The 19927-nt window shown below is 64.7% G+C and carries 15 protein-coding genes and 1 pseudogene; 3 read left to right on the top strand and 13 right to left on the bottom strand.

The window, feature by feature from the left end; translation table 11 throughout:
* Positions 1 to 12: 12 nt before the first annotated feature.
* The 7 genes from HU752_RS02830 to hutC form a co-directional block, all read right to left on the bottom strand.
* Positions 13 to 843: a quaternary amine ABC transporter ATP-binding protein gene (locus HU752_RS02830; protein ID WP_186687304.1), complete on the bottom strand. Its 831-nt coding sequence runs from the start codon at positions 841 to 843 to the stop codon at positions 13 to 15.
* Positions 840 to 1691 carry an ABC transporter permease gene (locus HU752_RS02825; RefSeq protein ID WP_186687317.1) on the bottom strand — a complete coding sequence of 284 codons (852 nt, stop codon included), beginning with the start codon at positions 1689 to 1691 and terminating at the stop codon, positions 840 to 842. The genes HU752_RS02830 and HU752_RS02825 overlap by 4 nt, the downstream gene beginning before the upstream one ends.
* A gap of 66 nt (positions 1692 to 1757) precedes the next feature.
* A complete protein-coding gene (locus HU752_RS02820; protein ID WP_186687319.1) occupies positions 1758 to 2726 on the bottom strand; it encodes an ABC transporter substrate-binding protein in 969 nt (322 codons plus the stop codon).
* A 106-nt stretch (positions 2727 to 2832) separates the two neighbouring features.
* Positions 2833 to 4305: a purine-cytosine permease family protein gene (locus HU752_RS02815; RefSeq protein ID WP_186687320.1), complete on the bottom strand. Its 1473-nt coding sequence runs from the start codon at positions 4303 to 4305 to the stop codon at positions 2833 to 2835.
* 190 nt (positions 4306 to 4495) lie between these two features.
* Positions 4496 to 6196 carry a urocanate hydratase gene (gene hutU, locus HU752_RS02810; RefSeq protein ID WP_186687321.1) on the bottom strand — a complete coding sequence of 567 codons (1701 nt, stop codon included), beginning with the start codon at positions 6194 to 6196 and terminating at the stop codon, positions 4496 to 4498.
* A 522-nt stretch (positions 6197 to 6718) separates the two neighbouring features.
* Positions 6719 to 7297, bottom strand: coding sequence for a HutD/Ves family protein (locus HU752_RS02805; RefSeq protein WP_186687322.1), 579 nt, complete (start codon positions 7295 to 7297; stop codon positions 6719 to 6721).
* Positions 7294 to 8082, bottom strand: a complete 789-nt coding sequence (gene hutC, locus HU752_RS02800) for a histidine utilization transcriptional repressor HutC (RefSeq protein WP_186687323.1) — start codon at positions 8080 to 8082, stop codon at positions 7294 to 7296. Before hutC ends, HU752_RS02805 begins: the two co-directional genes overlap by 4 nt.
* Positions 8083 to 8184: 102 nt before the next feature.
* On the opposite strand from hutC, the gene HU752_RS02795 reads away from it, so the two are divergent.
* Positions 8185 to 9549 carry a formimidoylglutamate deiminase gene (locus HU752_RS02795; protein ID WP_186687324.1) on the top strand — a complete coding sequence of 455 codons (1365 nt, stop codon included), beginning with the start codon at positions 8185 to 8187 and terminating at the stop codon, positions 9547 to 9549.
* A 119-nt stretch (positions 9550 to 9668) separates the two neighbouring features.
* On the opposite strand, the gene HU752_RS02790 is transcribed toward HU752_RS02795, so the two are convergent.
* Both HU752_RS02790 and HU752_RS02785 read right to left on the bottom strand, forming a co-directional pair.
* Positions 9669 to 10226: a lipocalin family protein gene (locus HU752_RS02790; RefSeq protein ID WP_186687326.1), complete on the bottom strand. Its 558-nt coding sequence runs from the start codon at positions 10224 to 10226 to the stop codon at positions 9669 to 9671.
* Between the two features lie 31 nt (positions 10227 to 10257).
* Positions 10258 to 10512, bottom strand: coding sequence for a hypothetical protein (locus HU752_RS02785; protein WP_017903223.1), 255 nt, complete (start codon positions 10510 to 10512; stop codon positions 10258 to 10260).
* 273 nt (positions 10513 to 10785) lie between these two features.
* On the opposite strand from HU752_RS02785, the pseudogene HU752_RS32015 reads away from it, so the two are divergent.
* Positions 10786 to 11820 (top strand): annotated as a pseudogene (locus HU752_RS32015) (HAMP domain-containing protein); the annotation flags it as partial.
* Positions 11800 to 12678: a methyl-accepting chemotaxis protein gene (locus HU752_RS32010; RefSeq protein WP_437182348.1), complete on the top strand. Its 879-nt coding sequence runs from the start codon at positions 11800 to 11802 to the stop codon at positions 12676 to 12678. The pseudogene HU752_RS32015 and the gene HU752_RS32010, both read left to right, overlap by 21 nt.
* Before the next feature lie 258 nt (positions 12679 to 12936).
* Here HU752_RS32010 and HU752_RS02775 read toward each other — a convergent pair whose 3' ends face one another.
* The 4 genes from HU752_RS02775 to HU752_RS02760 all read right to left on the bottom strand — a co-directional run bounded on the left by HU752_RS02775 (position 12937) and on the right by HU752_RS02760 (position 19883).
* Positions 12937 to 13539, bottom strand: coding sequence for a DUF924 family protein (locus tag HU752_RS02775; protein ID WP_186687332.1), 603 nt, complete (start codon positions 13537 to 13539; stop codon positions 12937 to 12939).
* Between the two features lie 3 nt (positions 13540 to 13542).
* Positions 13543 to 14553: a class 1 fructose-bisphosphatase gene (locus HU752_RS02770; RefSeq protein WP_017901787.1), complete on the bottom strand. Its 1011-nt coding sequence runs from the start codon at positions 14551 to 14553 to the stop codon at positions 13543 to 13545.
* A 336-nt stretch (positions 14554 to 14889) separates the two neighbouring features.
* Positions 14890 to 16254, bottom strand: a complete 1365-nt coding sequence (locus tag HU752_RS02765; protein ID WP_186687335.1) for a DUF3999 domain-containing protein — start codon at positions 16252 to 16254, stop codon at positions 14890 to 14892.
* The gene (locus HU752_RS02760) at positions 16251 to 19883 is read right to left on the bottom strand and encodes a DUF2339 domain-containing protein (protein WP_186687338.1); all 3633 of its coding nucleotides are present in this window, start codon (positions 19881 to 19883) and stop codon (positions 16251 to 16253) included. The genes HU752_RS02765 and HU752_RS02760 overlap by 4 nt, the downstream gene beginning before the upstream one ends.
* Between the last annotated feature and the right edge of the window lie 44 nt (positions 19884 to 19927).

The following is a 19927-nucleotide window of genomic DNA, read 5'->3' as shown; positions in this document are numbered from 1 at the left end:
ACAAGGCTCGTCTCATACGGTCGCCGCCCGCCGCTGGACGAACCGGTCCACGTACTCATCCGCCGGCGAATGCAGGATTTCCCGCGGCGTACCGACCTGGATCAGCCGGCCATCCTTGAGAATCGCAATGCGGTTGCCGATGCGCACCGCCTCGTCGAGGTCATGGGTAATGAACACGATGGTCTTGTGCAGGGTTTTCTGCAGCTCGAGCAACTGGTCCTGCATCTCGGCGCGGATCAGCGGGTCGAGGGCGCTGAAGGCCTCGTCCATCAGGATGATGTCGGTGTCTGCCGCCAGGGCCCGGGCCAGGCCGACGCGCTGGCGCATGCCGCCCGACAGCTGGTGCGGGTACTTGTTCTCGTAGCCCTTGAGGCCCACGGTGTTGATCCAGTGCAGCGAACGTTCGACACACAGCTGCTTGCTCTCGCCACGGACCTTGAGGCCGTAGGCGACGTTCTCCAGCACGGTCTTGTGGGGCAGCAGGCCGAAGCTCTGGAACACCATGCTGATCTTGTGCCGACGGAATTCGCGCAGGGCGTCCATGTCGTGCTGCAGGATGTCCACGCCGTCGACCAGGATCGCGCCGCTGGTGGGATCGATCAGGCGGTTGAAATGGCGCACCAGGGTCGACTTGCCGGAACCCGACAGGCCCATGATCACGAAGATCTCGCCGGTGCCGATGCTCAGCGACAAATCGTTGACCCCGACCACGCAGCCGGTCTCGGCCAGCACCTGGTCCTTGGTCTTGCCCTGGCGGATCAGGTTCAGCGCATCATTGGAGCGCGCACCGAAGATCTTGAAGACGTTCTTGACTTCGATCTTGCTGACGATGGAATCAGTCATTTGCTCACCTCATGGCGCGGACGACCATAGGCCTGGGTAATGCGGTCGATGACCACGGCGAGAATCACGATGGCCAGGCCCGCCTCGAGGCCACGCCCGACGTTCAGGGTCTGGATGCCGACCAGCACGTCTTCGCCCAGGCCACGGGCACCGATCATCGAGGCGATCACCACCATCGACAGGGCCATCATGGTGGTCTGGTTGATCCCGGCCATGATGCTCGGCAGGGCCAGCGGCAGCTGCACGCCGAACAATTGCTGCCAGCGGTTGGCACCGAAGGCGTTGATCGCTTCCATCACCTCGCCGTCCACCTGGCGGATACCCAGGTCGGTCAGGCGGATCAGCGGCGGCGCGGCGTAGATCACCGTGGCGAAGATCGCCGGGACCTTGCCCAGGCCGAACAGCATCAGCACCGGGATCAGGTACACGAAGCTGGGCATGGTCTGCATGATGTCCAGCAGCGGCATCAGCACCGAGCGCAGGCGGTTGCTGCGCGCCGACAGGATGCCCAGCGGGATCCCGATCAGCACCGAGATCAGCGTCGCCACCAGCATCAGCGCCAGGGTCTGCATCAGCTTGTCCCACAGGCCGACGGCGCCGACCAGGAACAGCAGGCCGACGATCACCGCGGTGCTGACCAGCTTGCGGGTGGCGTGCCAGGCGATACCGCCGACGATGGCCAGCATCAGCCACCACGGCACCAGGCGCAGCAGGCTCTCGAGGTTGACGATGGCCCACAGCAGGGTGTCGGAGATGTGCCGGAACACATCGCCATAGTTGGTCACCAGTGCATCGACCCAACCGTTGACCCAGTCGGCGATGGAAAACGTGAAATTCTCGGGAAACATTGGAAACTCTCGATCAAGTGGATGTAGCGTCCCGGCCAGCCTCTCGGCTAGCCGGGAGGAATCGACCTACAGAGCCGCGTTGATTTTCTTGGCAGCGTCAGCGCTGACCCAGGCCTGCCAAACCTCAGGGTGTTCCTTGAGGAAGATTTTCGCCAGCTTCGGCGACTCGATCCGCTCCTTGGTCATGCGTCCCAGGTTCTGGTTGAGCAGGTCGATCGGCAGGTTGGCCTTCTCCAGCACGGCCACCAGCTCAGGTGCTTCATCGTGGAAGGTCTTGGACAGACCGACCTTGATGCTCACACTCTTGTCGACACCCGGCTTCTCGTCCAGTTTGATCAGGTCGACCTGACCCATCAGCGGCGTCGGCGACCAGTAGTAGAACAGGATCGGCTCGCCACGCTTGTAGCTCGACAGCACTGCGGCATCCAGAGCCGGCCCGGTGCCGGGACGGAAGTTGGTGTAGGCGTTTTCCAGGCCGTAGCTCTTGAGCATCTCGCTGTTGTCCAGCTCGCAGGTCCAGCCGGCCGGGCAGTTGTAGAAACGGCCCTTGCCCGGCTCTTCCGGATCCTTGAACACCGAGGCGTACTGGGCCAGGTCGGCGATGTTCTTCAGGTTCGGCGCCTTGGCCTCCAGCTTGCGCTTGGCATCACCCTCGACCACATAACGCGGCACGTACCAGCCTTCGATCGCGCCGACCACCGGTGCACCGACGCCGACCACCTTGCCGGCCTTCTCGGCCTTGTTCCAGACCTCGCTGCGGCCAACCCACTCCTCGGCGAAGACCTGGATATCGTTGGTGCTCAGGGCGTTCTCCATGGTGATGGAGTTGCCCGGCAGGCTGTCGGTCTTGCAGTCGTAGCCCTTTTCCAGGACGAACTGCAGGACGTCGGTCAGCAACATGCCGCTTTCCCAATTGAGGCCCGCGAACTTCACCGGCTTGCCCGACTCGCACCAGCCGGCGGCCTGGCTCGCGCCAGCAGCGGTCAACAGGCCGAGGGACAACGCCGTGGTCAGCAGGGTCTTTTTCATTTTCATTATGTGACGCTCCTAATCATGAATGGGTTAACGGCAGTCAAGAGGCATCCGGCCCGGGTTGGCCCGCATGCGGGCCCTGTCCACGTCTTGCAGGCAGGCTCGGGGTTCAGGCAGCCGACGACGGCTGGGCCCGACCACTGGCCTTGGGTACTGCGACCTCGCCCTGCTCTGGCGGCAGGATCAAACGATCAGGAACCGCGCCGTGCCACTTCTTCGCCGCGAAGTAGTACAGCGCCGCCGGCACCACCAGGCCGATGATCCAGGAGATATCGGTATCGCCCAGGCTCGCCACCAGGGGGCCGGTATAGAAATGCGTGGAGATGAACGGCATCTGGATCAGCACGCCGAACACATAGATGCTGATGCCCATGATGTTCCAGCGCCCATAGCGGCCATCGGGGTCGGACAACGCGGGAATGTCGTAGCGCTCCTTGGTGATGCAATAGAAGTCCACCAGGTTGATCGCGCTCCACGGTGTGAAGAACGCCAGCAGGAACAGGATGAACGCGGAGAACTCCTTGAGGAACGAGTCCTTGCCGAGCAGCGCCAGGGCCGCCGCGAGGCTGACCATGATGAAGATGTACAGCAGGCGCACGCCGCTGCCGATGTGCCGGTTGCCGCGAAAGCCGCTGATGATGGTGGCGATCGACATGAAGCTGCCGTAGGCATTGAGCGTGGTCACGGTGACCTTGCCGAAGGCCACGGCGAAGTACAGCGCCGCGGCGATCACGCCGGTGCCACCGAGGCCGACGATGAACGACACCTCGTGGTGGGCGAACTGCGAACCGGCCAGGGCCGCCGCGAACACGCCGAAGACCATCGATGCCTGCGAGCCGATCACCGAACCCAGGCCCACCGCCCAGAAGGTTTTCGACGCCGAAGTGCTGCGCGGCAGGTAGCGCGAGTAGTCCGCCACGTAGGGGCCGAACGCGATCTGCCAGGACGCCGACAGCGACACCGCCAGCAGGAAACTCGCCAGGGAGAAATGCTTGTTGGCCAGCAACGCGGAAACGTCGTTGCCCGCCAGCAGCTTGTAGAACAGGTAGATGAAGGCGATCACCCCCAGCACGCTGGCGACCCGGCCGATGCCGTGGATCACCCGGTAGCCGAAGATGGTGAAGACCAGGATCGAGGCGGCGAACAGCACGATGCCGACCCAGTCCTCGACGTGCAGCAACTGCGCCACCGCCTGCCCCGCCAGCAGCGAACCGCTGGCCGAGAAACCGATGTACATCAGGCACACCAGCACCAGCGGGATCACCGCACCGTAGACACCGAACTGTACGCGGCTGGAAATCATCTGCGGCAAGCCGAGCTGCGGCCCCTGCGCAGCATGCAGCGCCATCACCCCGCCGCCGAGCAGTTGCCCGAGCAGCAGGCCGACCAGCGACCAGTACACGTCGCCGCCGAGCACCACCGCCAGCGCACCGGTGACGATCGCGGTGATCTGCAGGTTGGCGCCCAGCCACAGGGTGAACTGGCTGAGTAGACGACCGTGTCTTTCCGCTTCCGGGATGTAGTCGATCGAACGCCTTTCGATCAACGGTTTGTTGCTTGCACGATCATTCGAACCAGCCATTTATCGTTCAACCTCTGATGGATTGTTTTTCGGTGTTCAGGCATCACTTGCAAAAAACGCCTCCCTGTAGGAGCCGGCTCGCTGGCGATAGCGCCGTGTCAGGCAACGCATCTGCTGACTGATTCACCGCTATCGCCAGCAAGCCGGCGCCTACAGGGGACGCACGCCATGCGGCGTCCCCCGCACGACCTTATTTGCCGGTGATCATCGGCAGGTTCAGGCCCTGCTCCTTCGCGCAATCGATCGCGATCTGGTAGCCGGCATCGGCGTGACGCATGACACCGGTCGCCGGGTCGTTGTGCAGCACACGGGCGATACGCGCGGCCGCCTCGTCGGTACCGTCGCAGACGATCACCATGCCCGAGTGCTGCGAGAAGCCCATGCCGACGCCGCCGCCGTGGTGCAGGGAGACCCAGGTCGCACCGCTGGCGGTGTTGAGCAGAGCGTTGAGCAGCGGCCAGTCGGAAACGGCATCGGAACCGTCCTGCATCGACTCGGTTTCACGGTTCGGACTGGACACCGAGCCGGAGTCCAGGTGGTCGCGACCGATCACGATCGGCGCCGACAGCTCGCCGCTGCGGACCATTTCGTTGAATGCCAGGCCGAGCTTGGCGCGCAGGCCCAGGCCAACCCAGCAGATACGCGCCGGCAGGCCCTGGAAGCTGATGCGCTCGCGCGCCATGTCCAGCCAGTTGTGCAGGTGGGCGTCGTCCGGGATCAGTTCCTTGACCTTGGCGTCGGTCTTGAAGATGTCCTGCGGATCACCCGACAGCGCCGCCCAGCGGAACGGGCCGATACCACGGCAGAACAGCGGACGGATGTAGGCCGGTACGAAGCCGGGGAAGTCGAAGGCGTTCTCGACGCCCTCTTCCTGGGCCATCTGGCGGATGTTGTTGCCGTAGTCGAAGGTCGGGATGCCTTGTTTCTGGAACGCCAGCATCGCCTTGACGTGCACCGCCATCGACTGCTTGGCGGCCTTCACCACGGCGGCCGGTTCGGTCAGCGCGCGGGCGCGGTACTCTTCCCAGGTCCAGCCGGCTGGCAGGTAGCCGTTGAGTGGGTCGTGGGCGCTGGTCTGGTCGGTGACCATGTCCGGGCGCACGCCGCGACGGACCAGTTCCGGGAGGATCTCGGCGGCGTTGCCACACAGGGCGATGGAGATCGCCTTGCCTTCGGCGGTGTACTTGGCGATACGGGCCAGGGCGTCATCGAGGTCCTTGGCCTGCTCGTCGACGTAGCGGGTCTTGAGACGGAAGTCGATGCTGGTCTGCTGGCATTCGATGTTCAGCGAGCAGGCTCCGGCCAGGGTTGCGGCCAGTGGCTGAGCGCCACCCATGCCACCCAGGCCGGCGGTCAGTACCCAACGGCCCTTGAGGTTGTTGTCGTAGTGCTGGCGGCCGGCTTCGACGAAGGTTTCATAGGTGCCCTGGACGATGCCCTGGCTGCCGATGTAGATCCAGCTGCCGGCGGTCATCTGGCCGTACATGGCCAGGCCCTTGGCATCCAGTTCGTTGAAGTGTTCCCAGGTGGCCCAGTGCGGCACCAGGTTGGAGTTGGCGATCAGCACGCGCGGGGCGTTGCTGTGGGTCTTGAACACGCCGACCGGCTTGCCGGACTGGACCAGCAGGGTCTCGTCGTCATTCAGGTGGGTCAGGCTCTCGACGATCTTGTCGTAGCACTCCCAGTTGCGCGCAGCCCGGCCAATACCCCCGTAGACCACCAGTTCCTTGGGGTTCTCGGCCACTTGTGGGTCGAGGTTGTTCATCAGCATCCGCAGCGGCGCTTCGGTCAGCCAGCTCTTGGCGGTCAGCGTGTTGCCACGGGCGGCACGGATTTCGACGTCACGGCGCTTGGTAAAGGTGGCGGTAGGTTTCTGGGTATTCTCAGTCACGAAAAAACTCCTCTGCGATCGTCCGAACCCGCCCAGGCAGTGGGCAAGCGAGCTTGTGCCGGCTACATCCATCACAAGCGGGAAATGGGGTGGGTGCGTAGCGGTTCCTGATCGACTCATACGCACACATATTTACTTGTACATACAAGCATATGCAATCAAGCGGCCAACTTGAGAAACGTGCGCTGAAGAATTCTTCAGAATAGTCGCCAAGGGCCGTGGGACGTGGCTTTGAGAGGGCAATGAATGTGTAGGACGAGGCGGGACTGGATACAGGAAGCTGTTACCGGGGCAGCTTTTTGCCCCAGGCTGGGGCGTTCGGTAACAAAAGGGTGCGAGTGGAACCATCCTTAATACGATCGTTCCCACGCTCCGCGTGGAAACGCAGCCCAGTGACGCTCTGCGTCACAAGAGCGGACGCCGAGCGTCCTGAGAGGCGTTCCCACGCAGAGCGTGGGAACGATCGGGCCACCTACGGTGGGAGCCGGGGATGCCCCAAATAGAGTGGGGGATACAGCAGAATCAGGCAGGAATCAGTTCGATCACACAGCAACGGCCAGTGACCGCCACTTCCTGAAGCCCGGCGTTACCGTCCAGCCGCAGGCAGTCATGCCGGCCGAGCACTTCGTAACCATTGTCGGCCAGGCCGACATGCAACTGGTCGCTGACACTGAAGATCAGCAGCACCGCCGCCGACGTAAAGAAGCGCTTGGGTTGCGCGGCCTCCAGCCATTGCAGCCGGGCACTGTAGCGATCCGGGGCGTAGATCAGGTTGAAGTCGCGGATCGGTCCGTCGAGCAGCGTGCAGCCGACCTGGCTCGCACCACTGAAGGCAAACGGGTCCAGTGGCAGCAATGCGCGAGTGCGCTGGCCGTCGACCTGCAGGGTCATGCCCGCGCCCTGCAGCACGGTAATGATCCGCTCATAACCGGCAAAGCTGGAAAAGCCACCCGACTCACCGATATCGGCGATCGACAGGCGCCAGCCGAAACCGTCCAGCCCCTCGCCTTCGTCGCGAGTGATTTCCTCGGTGCTGCCACCGCCGTTTTTCCATGGCATGCGCGGGTAATCCGCCGCACGCAAGACTTTCAGTGAACTCATTTGGTAAAGCGTCCTTCCAGACGATGACGGGAACCGGGGTGGATCAACCGGGCGGCCGTCACCGGCTGGCGACCGGACCAGGTCCGCCGGCGAATCATCAGGCACGGCTCGCTCCGCTCGATCTGCAGCAACTCGCACTCGGTGGCATCGGCGAGAATCGCCTCGACCACATGCTCGCCCTCGGTCAACGGTGCGACCTGGGACAGGTAGGCGTAGGGCGTCTGCAGGGTGAAATCCTGCTTGAGGTAGTCCGGCGCCACCAGCGCGTTGACGAAGCGGTCCTCGATCTGCACCGGAATGTCGTTCTCGAAATGCACGATCAGCGAGTGAAAGACCTTCTGTCCCTCGCGCATGTCCAATGCCACGGCGCGCTCGGAGCCGGCGACCTCTTCACCGAGGGTGATGATCTTGCAGGTATGGCGATGACCGCGCGAGGCGATCTCGTCGGCAATGTTGTGCACCTCGAACAGCGCCGACTGGGTCTTGGGCTCGGCGACGAAGGTGCCGACACCCTGCATGCGCACCAGCAGGCCTTCGGCGGTCATTTCCCGCAGGGCACGGTTGATGGTCATGCGGCTGTAGCCCAGCTGTTCCACCAGTTCGCTCTCGGACGGCACGCGGTAGTGCGGCGGCCAGTTCCCACTGTCGATCTGCTGGGTGATCATCTGTTTGACGCGGGCATATAACGGCGCCGGACTTTCGCCCATTTGGGCAGCCAGCGGGTTGTTGGCAGGCGGAGTCGGCACAGGAAATCCTTGTTCGGTTCTAGGGGTGGCAGGTGTCATGTCCCACGGATTCGTGGACAGGATACCAGCTTGCCGGAGTTTACCGGGCACGCAAACGTCTGTATATGTATATACAAATAACACACGATGGGGTGCTGAACCATGTCCGCCTTCTTTGCCGAACGCGCGCTGCTGCCTAGTGGATGGGCCAGGAACGTATTGCTCGAGGTCGACGCCCAGGGCGTACTGACCCGGGTCGAGGCCAACTCCGCCGCACAAGCCGCCGAACGGCTGGGCGGCCCGCTGCTGCCAGGCATGCCGAACCTGCACTCCCACGCCTTCCAGCGGGCGATGGCCGGGCTGGCGGAAGTGGCCGGCAACCCGAACGACAGCTTCTGGACCTGGCGCGACCTGATGTACCGGCTGGTGGGCAGGATCAGCCCGGAGCAGATGGGCATCATCGCCCGCCAGCTCTATATCGAGATGCTCAAGGCCGGCTATACCTCGGTGGCCGAGTTCCATTATGTACACCACGATACCCACGGCCAGCCTTACGCCGACCCGGCCGAACTGGCCCTGCGCATCAGCCAGGCGGCCACGGACGCCGGCATCGGCCTGACCCTGCTGCCAGTGCTCTACAGCCACTCCGGATTTGGTGGCCAGGCGCCCAGCGACGGCCAGCGGCGCTTCATCAACAGCACCGAGAACTACCTGAAATTGCAGGCACGTCTGCAGCCGTTGCTGGCAAGCCAGCCAGCCCAGGCCCTCGGCCTGTGCTTCCATTCGTTGCGGGCGGTCACTCCGCAGCAGATCAGCGAAGTGCTGGCGGCCAGCGACCGGCAATGCCCGGTGCATATTCACATCGCCGAACAACAGAAGGAAGTCGACGACTGCCTGGCCTGGAGCGGCAAGCGTCCGCTGCAATGGCTCTACGACAACGTCGAAGTGGACCCGCGCTGGTGCCTGGTACATGCCACCCACGCCAATGCCGAGGAAGTCAGCCGCATGGCCCGCAGCCAGGCGATTGCAGGCCTGTGCCTGACCACCGAGGCCAACCTCGGCGACGGGATCTTCCCGGCAGTGGACTTCCTCGCCCAGGGCGGGCGACTGGGCATCGGCTCCGACAGCCATGTCTCGCTGAGCGTGGTCGAGGAGCTGCGCTGGCTGGAATATGGCCAGCGCCTGCGCGACCAGCGCCGCAATCGCCTATACCGGGCCGACCAGCCGATGGTCGGGCGCACGCTGTTCGATGCCGCACTGGAAGGCGGCGCCCAGGCGCTGGGCCAGGCCATTGGCGGACTGGAGGTGGGCAAGCGCGCCGACTGGCTGGTGCTCGATGGCAACGACCCGTACCTGGCGACAGCCGAGGGTGACGGCATTCTCAACCGCTGGCTGTTCGCCGGCGGCGATCGCCAGGTACGCGAGGTGATGGTCAACGGCCAGTGGGTGGTACGCGGCGGCCGGCATGCGGCGGAGGAAGACAGCGCGCGGGCGTTTGCCCAGGTGTTGCGTGAACTGCTGAACTGACTCCCCACATGGCTGTAAGCCGGGCTTGCCCATGAACAGGCCCTCATGCCCTGCGCCGCCTGAACGGACGCATTCGCGGGCAAGCCCGGCTCCTACAGGGAATGTGCTGGCCAGTCAGATCAGTTGGGCATTTTCGAATCCGGCGTGCGCCAGATCAGCCGGGTGGTGTCATACCCCTGCTGGCGCGCCCGGCTCAGCAGGTCCTCGCGGGTATCGGCATTGACCTTGGGACTGCGGGACAACAGCCACAGGTAGCGCCGGCTCGGGTCGCCGACAATCGCGTTGTGGTAGTCATCGCTGACGTAGAGTATCCAGTAGTTACCCTTGGCTACGCCCGGCAGCAGTGCGGTGAACCAGTTGTCGAAACGCACCCAGAGCTTGTCGGTCTGCCCTTCGACCTGCGGTGTCGCGGTGCCCTTGGCCTCTTCCCAGGTCCACTGCTCGGTCAGGCAGCGGTTGAACACCGCCATCCGGCCGTCGGGCATCAGGCTATAGCGGGCCTCGGATTGGGCGCAGTTGCGCTGGAAATACATCGGCATCCGCGCCAGTTCGTACCAGGTGCCCTGGTAGCGCTTGAGGTCGACGTGACCCGCAGTCTTGGGCGCCAGATCGTCACCGGACGTAGCGCAACCGGCCAGCAACAAGCCAGCCAAAAGAGTAACCACTAGACGCAACATTTCTTCTTCTCCCGAGGGCTTGCGCCCCGGTTTACTTCAGGCCTTGCCCGGAAAACATCAGGACTTTGTCACCGGCGTACTGCACGCTGATAAAGCTGTTCTTGTCACCCCAGGTACAACTGGACATCCCCAGCGCGCCGGAACAATCGGACGGTGAACCAAGCAGTGCCTCGACTTCGGCCTTGGGCATGCCCGTGGACAGTTTCGAGTAATTGGCCTGGTTGACCTTGCTGCAGGCGGCCAGCAGCACGCAGAACGACAACAGAGCGAGAGAGCGCAACGACATGGGGAGAAACTCCTGGGGACGAAAAGGTCGGCGCGGGGGCCTACCGCAAGCTTAGAAGAGAAAACCGCCATCTGGTTCCCGAGCCTACGAGCTTTTCTTACAGGGCTTTCCTTTGCAGATCAGCACTTTTGCGGGCGGAACAGGCATTTCGTCGGCTTTACCGTCAAGAAACTAATCTTTAACACGTGTGTGTCGAGATATAGAGGCGCGACGCCATCAAACGTGGCAAATTGTCGCCCCCTAGTTGACCCGTCCTCTGCAGACAGCCATTTCATGACCAGAAACCTCAAATTCAGCCACAAGATTCTCCTGGCTGCGGCCCTCGTGGTCGCCGTGGCGTTCGCCTGCTTCATCCTGTTCAACGACTACCGCCAGCGCCAGGCGCTGTACAACAGCACCCAGGCGTCGATGCAGGAGCTGGGCAGCCTGACCACCAGCAACATCCAGACCTGGCTGGAAAGCCGCATCCAGCTGTTGCAGTCGCTGTCGCAACAGATCGCCGTGGACGGCAGCTCCGCCGACAGCCTCAAGCGTGCGGTCGGCCTGCCCGCCTACACCGGCAACTTCCAGCTGAGCTACTTCGGCAGCCAGGAAGGCGTGATGTTCTCGGTGCCGACCGGCAATCGCCCCGCCGACTATGACCCGCGCGCCCGCGGCTGGTACAAGGCCGCCAATGCCGCGCAGCAGACCATCGTCACCGAACCCTACATCGCCGCCTCGTCGGGCAAGCTGGTGATCACCCTCGCCACCCCGGTGCAGCATGAAGGCAAGTTCATCGGCGTGACCGGCGCCGACATCGACCTGGGCAGCGTCAGCGCCATCATCAACTCGCTGAACTTCGGCGGCCACGGCCACGCCTTCATCGTCAGCGCCGACGGCAAGATCCTGATCCACCCGGACAGCAAGCTGATCCTCAAGAACCTCGCCGAGGCCTATCCGGGCGACACCCCGAAGATCAGCCCCGGCCTGAAGGAAGTGACGGTGGCCGGCAAGACCCAGTTCATCTCCTTCACCCACGTCAACGGCGTGCCCTCGGCCGACTGGTACGTGGCCCTGGTGCTGGACCAGGACACCGCCTTCTCGATGCTCAGCGAGTTCCGTACCTCGGCGATCGTTGCCATGCTGATTGCGGTGGTGATCATCATCGCCCTGCTCGGCATGCTGATCCGCGTCCTGATGCAACCGCTGCACCTGATGGGCCGGGCCATGCATGACATCGCTGAAGGTGAAGGCGACCTGACCAAGCGCCTGACCATCCACGGCCATGACGAGTTCGGCACCCTGGGCATGTCGTTCAACCGTTTCGTCGAGCGTATCCACACCTCGATCCGCGAAGTGGCCTCGGCCACGGGCCAGGTCAACGAAGTCGCCCTGCGCGTGGTCAGCGCCTCCAACTCGTCGATGTTCAACTCCGACCAACAGGCCAGTCGCACCAGCAGCGTCGCCGCGGCAATCAACCAGCTCGGGGCCGCCGCCCAGGAAATCGCCCAGAACGCCGCCCTCGCCTCGCAGCATTCGAGCGACGCGCGCAACCTCGCCGAAGACGGCCAGCAGGTGGTGGACAAGACCATCAGCGCGATGCAGCAGCTGTCGGCGCAGATCAGCGACTCCTGCGGCAATATCGAGACGCTGAACGCCAACACGGTGAACATCGGGCAGATCCTCGAAGTGATCACCAGCATTTCCCAGCAGACCAACCTGCTGGCGCTCAATGCGGCCATCGAGGCGGCCCGGGCCGGTGAAGCCGGCCGCGGCTTTGCCGTGGTCGCCGACGAAGTGCGCAACCTCGCCCACCGCACCCAGGACTCGGCGCAACAGGTGCAGAAGATGATCGAGGAACTGCAGGTCGGTGCCCGCGAAGCGGTCACCATCATGACCGACAGTCAGCGCCAGAGCGAAAACAGCGTCGGTATCGCCAACCAGGCCGGTGAACGCCTGGGCAGCGTGACCCAGCGGATCGGCGAGATCGACGGCATGAACCAGTCGGTGGCGACCGCGACCGAGGAGCAGACCGCCGTGGTCGAATCGATCAACGTCGACATCAACGAGATCAACACCCTTAACCAGGAAGGCGTGGAAAACCTGCAGGCGACCCTGCGTGCCTGTGCGGACCTGGAGCAGCAGGCAGCACGCCTGAAGCACCTGGTGGGCAGTTTCCGGATCTGACGACCGCGCCGGCGCCTTCGCGGGCGAGCCCTGCTCCTACAGGCCTGCCAGGCAGTACCGCCTTGCGGGCACACGGATCCCCTGTGGCGAGCGGGCTTGCCCGCGCTCGACTGCGAAGCAGTCGCAAACCGGCTGGCGCGTTTCAGTCTGACAATACGCGGGGTCTGGTTTTAGGACTGCTTCGCAGCCCAGCGCGGGCAAGCCCGCTCACCACAGAAAGCTCGCTGGCAACAACAGGCCATTCAGCAGGCGAAAGGGCTAGAAGCGCGAACCCGGCTCATGCAGAAACGCCACTTCCTCGGCCGTGGATTCGCGCCCGAGGATGGCGTTGCGATGGGGAAAACGCCCGAACCGGGCAATGACCTTCTGGTGCCGCTCGGCATAATCCAGCTGGCTGGCGAACACCGCCCGCTGGTCCTCCGGCTGCTCGCGCAACAACGCCGCGAACCGCGACACCGCCTCGTTCTGCGCCGCCAGCAGCTCGCAATGCTCGAACACCAGGTAGATGAAGGAGCGCTGCATCGCCGGCAGCTGCCGGTCGAAATCGGCGGCAATCCCCTGCGCGACCAGCGCCTGGGCGCGGGCGTCACCGGAAAAGGCCCTGGGAGTATCGCGGAAGATCATCCGCGGCAGTTGATCGAGCAGCAGCACCACGGCCAGCCAACCCTGCGGACATTGCGTCCATTCGGTCAATCCGCCGGCCAGGGCCTGCTCGACCCAGTCCCCAAAGCGCTCACGCGCCTCGAGGTCCTGGCTGTCACGCTTGCCGAACCACAACCGGCCCTTGTCAGCCTCGATCTCGCTGGGCGTTTCGGCTGGACCGAACCACCATTCGAGCAGAGGCTGCCAGGGCGCGGACATGGGTTACGCCTTGTGGTAAGCGGTAACCCGCTCCACTTCTTCCTTCGAACCCAGGAACACTGCCACGCGCTGGTGCAGGCCCTCGGGCTGGATGTCGAGAATGCGCTGGTGGCCGTCAGTGGAGGCGCCGCCAGCCTGCTCGATCAGGAAGGACATCGGGTTGGCTTCGTACATCAGGCGCAGTTTGCCTGGCTTGGACGGCTCACGGCTGTCGCGTGGGTACATGAACAGGCCACCACGGGTCAGGATGCGGTGCACGTCGGCAACCATCGCGGCCACCCAGCGCATGTTGTAGTTCTTCTTCAGCGGACCGGTGTCACCGGCCAGCAGCTCTTCGACATAACGCTGTACCGGGGCTTCCCAGTGGCGCTGGTTGGACATGTTGATCGCGAACTCCTGGGTGGAGGCCGGGATGGTGATGTCTTCGTGGGTCAGCACGAAGCTGCCCATTTCGCGGTCCAGGGTGAAGCCCTTGACGCCATTGCCCAGGGTCAGGATCAGCATGGTCTGCGGGCCGTAGATCGCGTAGCCGGCAGCGACCTGCTGGGTGCCTGGCTGCAGGAAGGCCTTTTCGTTCAGCGCTTCGTTCTGGCTCAGGTATTCGTTCGGGCAGCGCAGTACGGAGAAGATGGTACCGACCGGAGCGTTGATGTCGATGTTCGACGAGCCGTCCAGCGGGTCGAATACCAGCAGGTAGGCGCCTTTCGGGTACTTGCCCGGAATCTGGTAGGCATTGTCCATTTCCTCGGACGCCATGCCGGCCAGGTGACCGCCCCACTCGTTGGCTTCAAGCAGGATTTCGTTGGACAGGACGTCGAGCTTCTTCTGCACTTCGCCTTGTACGTTCTCGGTCCCCATGCTGCCCAGGACGCCACCCAGCGCGCCCTTGGAGACGGCGTGGCTGATTTCCTTACAGGCGCGCGCAACCACCTCGATCAGGAAACGCAGATCGGCAGGCGTGTTGTTGCTGCGGGTCTGCTCAATCAAAAAGCGACTCAGGGTAACGCGGGACATGGATGGCTCCGGAGAAAGGGGGGGCTTAAAAAACCCGCGCAGTTTAACGCGAGTCGCGCTGCAAATCCTCATGCTCAGACACGGATGACGCACAGAGAGTTCACGGGTCGACTTCAGCGTAGCCCAAAAGCACCGCCTGGCGCCTTCGGTCAAGCGTTCGTGCCAGGCACAAGGGCCTCTTCGCGGGCAAGCCCGCTCCCACACGGGAAGGTGTTCATCTTGACCGATCGTTCCCACGCTCCGCGTGGGAAGGCCTCTCTGGACGCTCTGCGTCCGCTCTTGGGACGCAGAACGTCACGGGCTGCATTCCCACGCAGAGCGTGGGAACGATCAGGTTCAGGCCTGCGGCTTGCGCAGCAGGCTGAAGGCCATGCCGCCCAGTGCCGCCACGCCCAGCAACAGCACCGCCCACAAGCCGATCTTCTTCCAGTCGGTCGCGGGCGCCGCCGTGGTGGCCGGTGCCGACGGAGCAACCACCTGCGCCGCACCCGCAGTGGCCCTGCCGATCGAGGCCAGGCGTTGCGGGCCGTAGTCGGGGATCAGCGTCGACAGGGGCAGGTTCGCGGCGGCGACCGTCGGATTGCCCAGCGCCAGCGAGAACGGCGCATTGCCGCGGGCCAGGAACACCAGTTGCGTCGGCCGCACGGCATAACTCAGTGCCGGCGCCGTCGCACCAAGCCCACCGCCACGCTCGTCGACCACCAGTTTCAGCTGCGCAACCGTGTAGCCGGGCAGCTCCAGGGTATTCTGCAACACATCCTGGCCCCCCTGGGTCAGCCGATAGAGCAGCCCGCTGCCCAGCGCCTGCCAGGCTTCATTGCCACTGCGGCGTCCGTAAAGCTGTGCCGGCGCCAGGCTGTTGGGCTGGGCCAGGTCGATCCGCACCTGCTCCAGGTTCAAGCCGGTGGGCAACGTCCAGGTGTACTCACCGGACTTGGCGGTGCTGCCAGCCAACGGTTGCGACCAGGCCAACGGCGACGCCGACAGGCTGCTGGTGCTGCTCACCAACTGCGCCGCATTCAGGACCGGCGCCGACTGTGGTGACTGCCATAGCAGCCGCAGGTAACGCGCCGACTGGCCCGGCAGGCTCACCTCACGCTGCTCGATGCGCTCGTCGGCAAAGGACAGCCGCGCCACCTGGCCGTCCCCCCAGGCCTGCCAATGTTGCAGGTCATCACTGGCCTCGATGCTGAAACGCTGGAAACCGTCACGCTCGCTGGTCCAGTCGAGCAGCAGTTGCTGCAACGGGGCCTTGATCGCACTGGCGTCGAGCAGCCAGCCACGCAGTACTTCCTCACCCGCCTCCAGGTGACTGGACGGAGTCACCTCGACCAGGGTGCCCGAGGTGGTCGACTGCACCCGCACGCTCGGCGCCGCCTGGGGCGCATCGGCCGAGCTGTACAGCGGGAACCACTTCACGTCGGTCTGGCTGCGCTGCTGGGTCGACTGCGCCTGCTCCTGGAGCAAGGCATAGGCCTGCGGCTCCCCCGCCGAGTTGAACACGCGAACGTCGTTCAGGTCAGCCTGGCGAGCCTGGGCCTGCAAGGCCAGCGGCAATTCCAGTCGATACCAGGGGCCTTCACCACCCAGGGTCAGGGGCACCACGGTGCTGTAGTCCGCCGGTTTCTCCTGGGCCAACAACGATGCACTCAGGCACAACAGCACCACGCCCAGGCAGCCCGGGCTCAACTTGCGAATCAAGACGACACTCCTTCCGTTTGCTTGTCGGCCGCTTCGGCCTCTGCACGCTTGGGTGGCAGCGGCGCGAAATAGCCCACCACCAGCATCAGCACACCCACGCCGATGAACGAGACGATCCGCGCCAACCCGCCACGGTTGCTCAGTTCGACGAAGAACAGCTTGGCCACCACCACCGCGATCAAGGCGGCACCGATCAGCCAGACCTCGCGACGATGGCGCAGGTGACCACCGATCATCAGGCTCAGGGCGATCAGGCTCCAGGCGATCGACAGGCCGGCCTGCACCAGCATCGACGCGAGCAACGCATCGAGCTCGAAGTCCACCCCGCCCCAATGATGCGCAGCGCGCATCACCAGCGCCGTGACGAAGGCGAACAACGACAGGCCCGAGACCAGCTGGGCAGCCCGCTCGGCATGCACGGCACGCACGCCCAGTTGCGGCACTGCGCTGCGCGACCAGATGTAGATACTGCCCAGGGCGAACAGCAGCCCCAGTTCCAGCGGGTTGAGCAGCGGTACATAGGGCAGCGGCTCGGCGTGACCATCGCTGAAGCTGTTCGCCAGCCAGAACCAGCCGAGCATCAGCAAGGCCAACGGTGCGGCGGCATACAGGCGATATTCGCGCGAGTAGGCGGCAATCGGCCACGGCCATGCGCGCGGCGCGGCCATCAGCACCAGGTACAGGCTCGGCAAAATCGCATAACCCAGCCAGCGCCAGGCGTTGTAGTGTTCCGAGAGCAACAGCAGCCCGTAGCGCAACTCCAGCGCCAACACGCCGAGGATCAGCCAGCAACCCAGCACATGGGCGATGCTCGATACCCGCGCCGGCAACTGCGGCGCCAGCTTGCGCAGCGACAGCAGGTGCACGGCGAACAGCACCGGCCACACCAGCCAGCCGAAATGCCCTGCCGGGTTGTAGTGGCGGGTCCAGTCCAGCAGCAGGATCACCCCGGCCACCGGCACCAGCAGGGTGCAGAGCAGCGCCAGGTCCGACCAGCGCAGGCGTACCGCCAGCAGCGCCCACAAGGCCACGCTGGCGGCGGCGATCGCCAGCATCCAGGAGGCCCAGGTTGCCGACGCGGCGAACAGCATGACTTCACCGGCCCAGGCCAGCACCCACCAGCCCGTACCCCAGACCAGCAGTACCTGGGACAGGCGGCGTAGGCTCAGGGCATCGAATACTGTCGGCAGGTTGTCGCGCTGCAGGCGCCAGGCCCCGACGAAGGCAGCCAGCCCGAGCACCATCGGCGTCCAGAAACCGCTGTGGGCGAGCAGGCGCAGGCCATCGCTGTCGAACGAACCGAATTGCCCCGGCCCCTCGAGCAGGAACGCGCCGCCACCCATCAGCTGCAACAGCAGGCCGAACAGGAAACTCAGGCGCTGGCGCAGGTACAGGCTCAGCCAGATGATCAACAGGCCACTGGCGGCCCAGACACCGCTGGCCGTGCCCCAGGGCAGTACGAACAGCACCGCCAGGTTGATCAGCATCAGACCGGCCAGCAACACCACCGACAGTCCGCGCAATAGCCGCGCATCGTTGCGCACCATCTCGTCGCGCGCCGCCAGCAGCATCCCGCCAATCAACGACAGGCCGATCAGCGAGGCGCTCATCAACCCGCTCCAGCCGGCACTGAAGACCGCCGACGATTCACCTTCGGCGCCCTGCAACCGCGCCAGGAACAGCGCACCGCCGAGCAGTTGCACGGCAAACGCGCTGAACAGGAACGCCCGCGACTGCAGGCGCAGGCCGGCAAACAGGGTTGCCAGCCCCGCCAGCGCCCAACTGATGGCGGTGCCCTGGCTGAGGAAGAACAACGGCGCCAGCAGGTAGAGGAAGGCCAGGCCCAGGCAGCCCAACACCGGCGTGCCACGCAGCTCCCACTCGGCCGCCTGCCCGGGCGCTGCCCCGCGCAGCTGCCAGAAGCTGAACAGCAAGGCCAACCCGAGCAGCAGCGCACCCAGCGGCGCCGCGTCGAGCAGACTGTGATCGCCGGCCTGCAGGGTGCCGAGGAATGCCAGCGCCGAACCCAGTTGCAGCAACAAGGCGAAAATCCGCGCGAACGGCCGTTGCTGGCGCAAGCCCAGCCAGAACATACCTGCGCCTTCAACGGCCCAGGCCGCCGCCGTCCAGCGTGCGTCGAGGCCCAGCGGAATCGCCAGGCTGGCGAAGATCACGCCCAGCGCCAGGCAGGTTTCCGCCAGCAGCAGTGCCCGGCCGCCCATCAGCAGGCGGGCCAGGCCCATGTAGACGATCCCCAGCGCCAGGGCGCTGAACGCCGCCGCAAACTCCAGGTGCTGGACCAGCGCAAACTGCAGGCCGAAACCCACCAGCGGCGGACCGAACAGCATCGTGCCGTCAACGTAGTCGCCCTGGCGCGCCGACCAGCGCAGCAGCCCTTCACGGCTATCGTCCTCCGGCCCGCCAGCCATGTCGCGCAACTTGCGCCGGGCGAACAGCAGGCCGATGGCCAGGTACATCAGGAAGAACAACACCAGGAACGGCTCGGTGCTCCACAGCAGGTCCGGCTGGTAGGAGCGCAGGCCCCAGGCAAAGCCGATGCCGAAAGTGCCGACGAAGCCGATCAGGTTGAGCAGGCGCCAGGCCTTGAACCAGGCGATGGCCAGGATGCCGCTGTTCAGCAGGATGAAATAGCTGAACAGGGCGACATGGTTGCCGGACCCGGTGGAGGTCAGGATCGGCGCGGCGAAACCGCCCAGTGCCGCTGCGGCAGCCAGCCCCAGGGCATCCTGGGTCACGGCGAGAATCGCCGAGAACACCGTGACCGCCACCAACAGGCCAAGGGCGGCGGAAGGATCGAGCAACGGGTGCAGGCGCATCGCGGCAAACACCGTCAGGTACAGCACCGCGATCCCCGTACCCTGCAGCATCAGGCCATAGTTGCTGTTGCGCAGACGCAGCCACCAGCCCAGGCCGAGCAGGCCCAGCGCCGAGGCGGCAACCCCGGCGTAACGCAGTTCGATCGGCACCACCATGCCTTCGGTGGCGTAGCGCAGCAGGAAGGCCAAGCCGAGGAACAGCAGCAGCACCCCCACGCGCAGCACGGTGTTGCCACCGAACAGCCAGTTGCGGGCGCCGGCTACGGCACGCTCGATCAGGTTCGGTTGGCGTGGCGTCGGGGGTACGGGTGGCGCGGCCGGTTCGCGGGCCTCGAGCGGTTCCGGTGCCCATGCATCGACTTCGGGGCGCACGGCCCGGGGCTCGTTGTGTGGCGCAGGCTCCTGCAACTCCTCGGGCAGCTCCCAGACCAGTTCCGGTACCGCGCGCAGTGCCTGGGGCAGCTCTTCGGCCACCGGCTCGGCAGCCTGGGCCGGGGTAGAAACGGGTGTTTCATCGACGACAGGGGCGGGTTCGACGGCAGGTGCAACCAATGGCTCGGCTCGGCCGAGGCCTGCGACCTCCAGTTCACGCAGCCGCTGCTCGACAGTGGCCAGGGCCTGTTGCGTCTGCTCCAGGCGAGCGCCCTGGCGAGAGGTCTCGCGTCCCAGGCTCCTGAGGCGCAACGCCTGGCCGAGCGCCAGGCCGAACAAGGCACCGATCAGGGCGTCGAGGATGAGCTCGTCGATCATCCAGCCCAGCACCAACCCGACCAGCATCAGAATCCATTGCATTCACGATATCCCTAAGCGGAGTCATGGCACGGGAGTCCCGATCA

The sequence above is a fragment of the Pseudomonas vanderleydeniana genome, from assembly GCF_014268755.2.
Taxonomy (GTDB): domain Bacteria; phylum Pseudomonadota; class Gammaproteobacteria; order Pseudomonadales; family Pseudomonadaceae; genus Aquipseudomonas; species Aquipseudomonas vanderleydeniana.
Note: the sequence above shows the minus strand (reverse complement) of the source record. Positions and strands in the feature narration are given on the sequence as shown.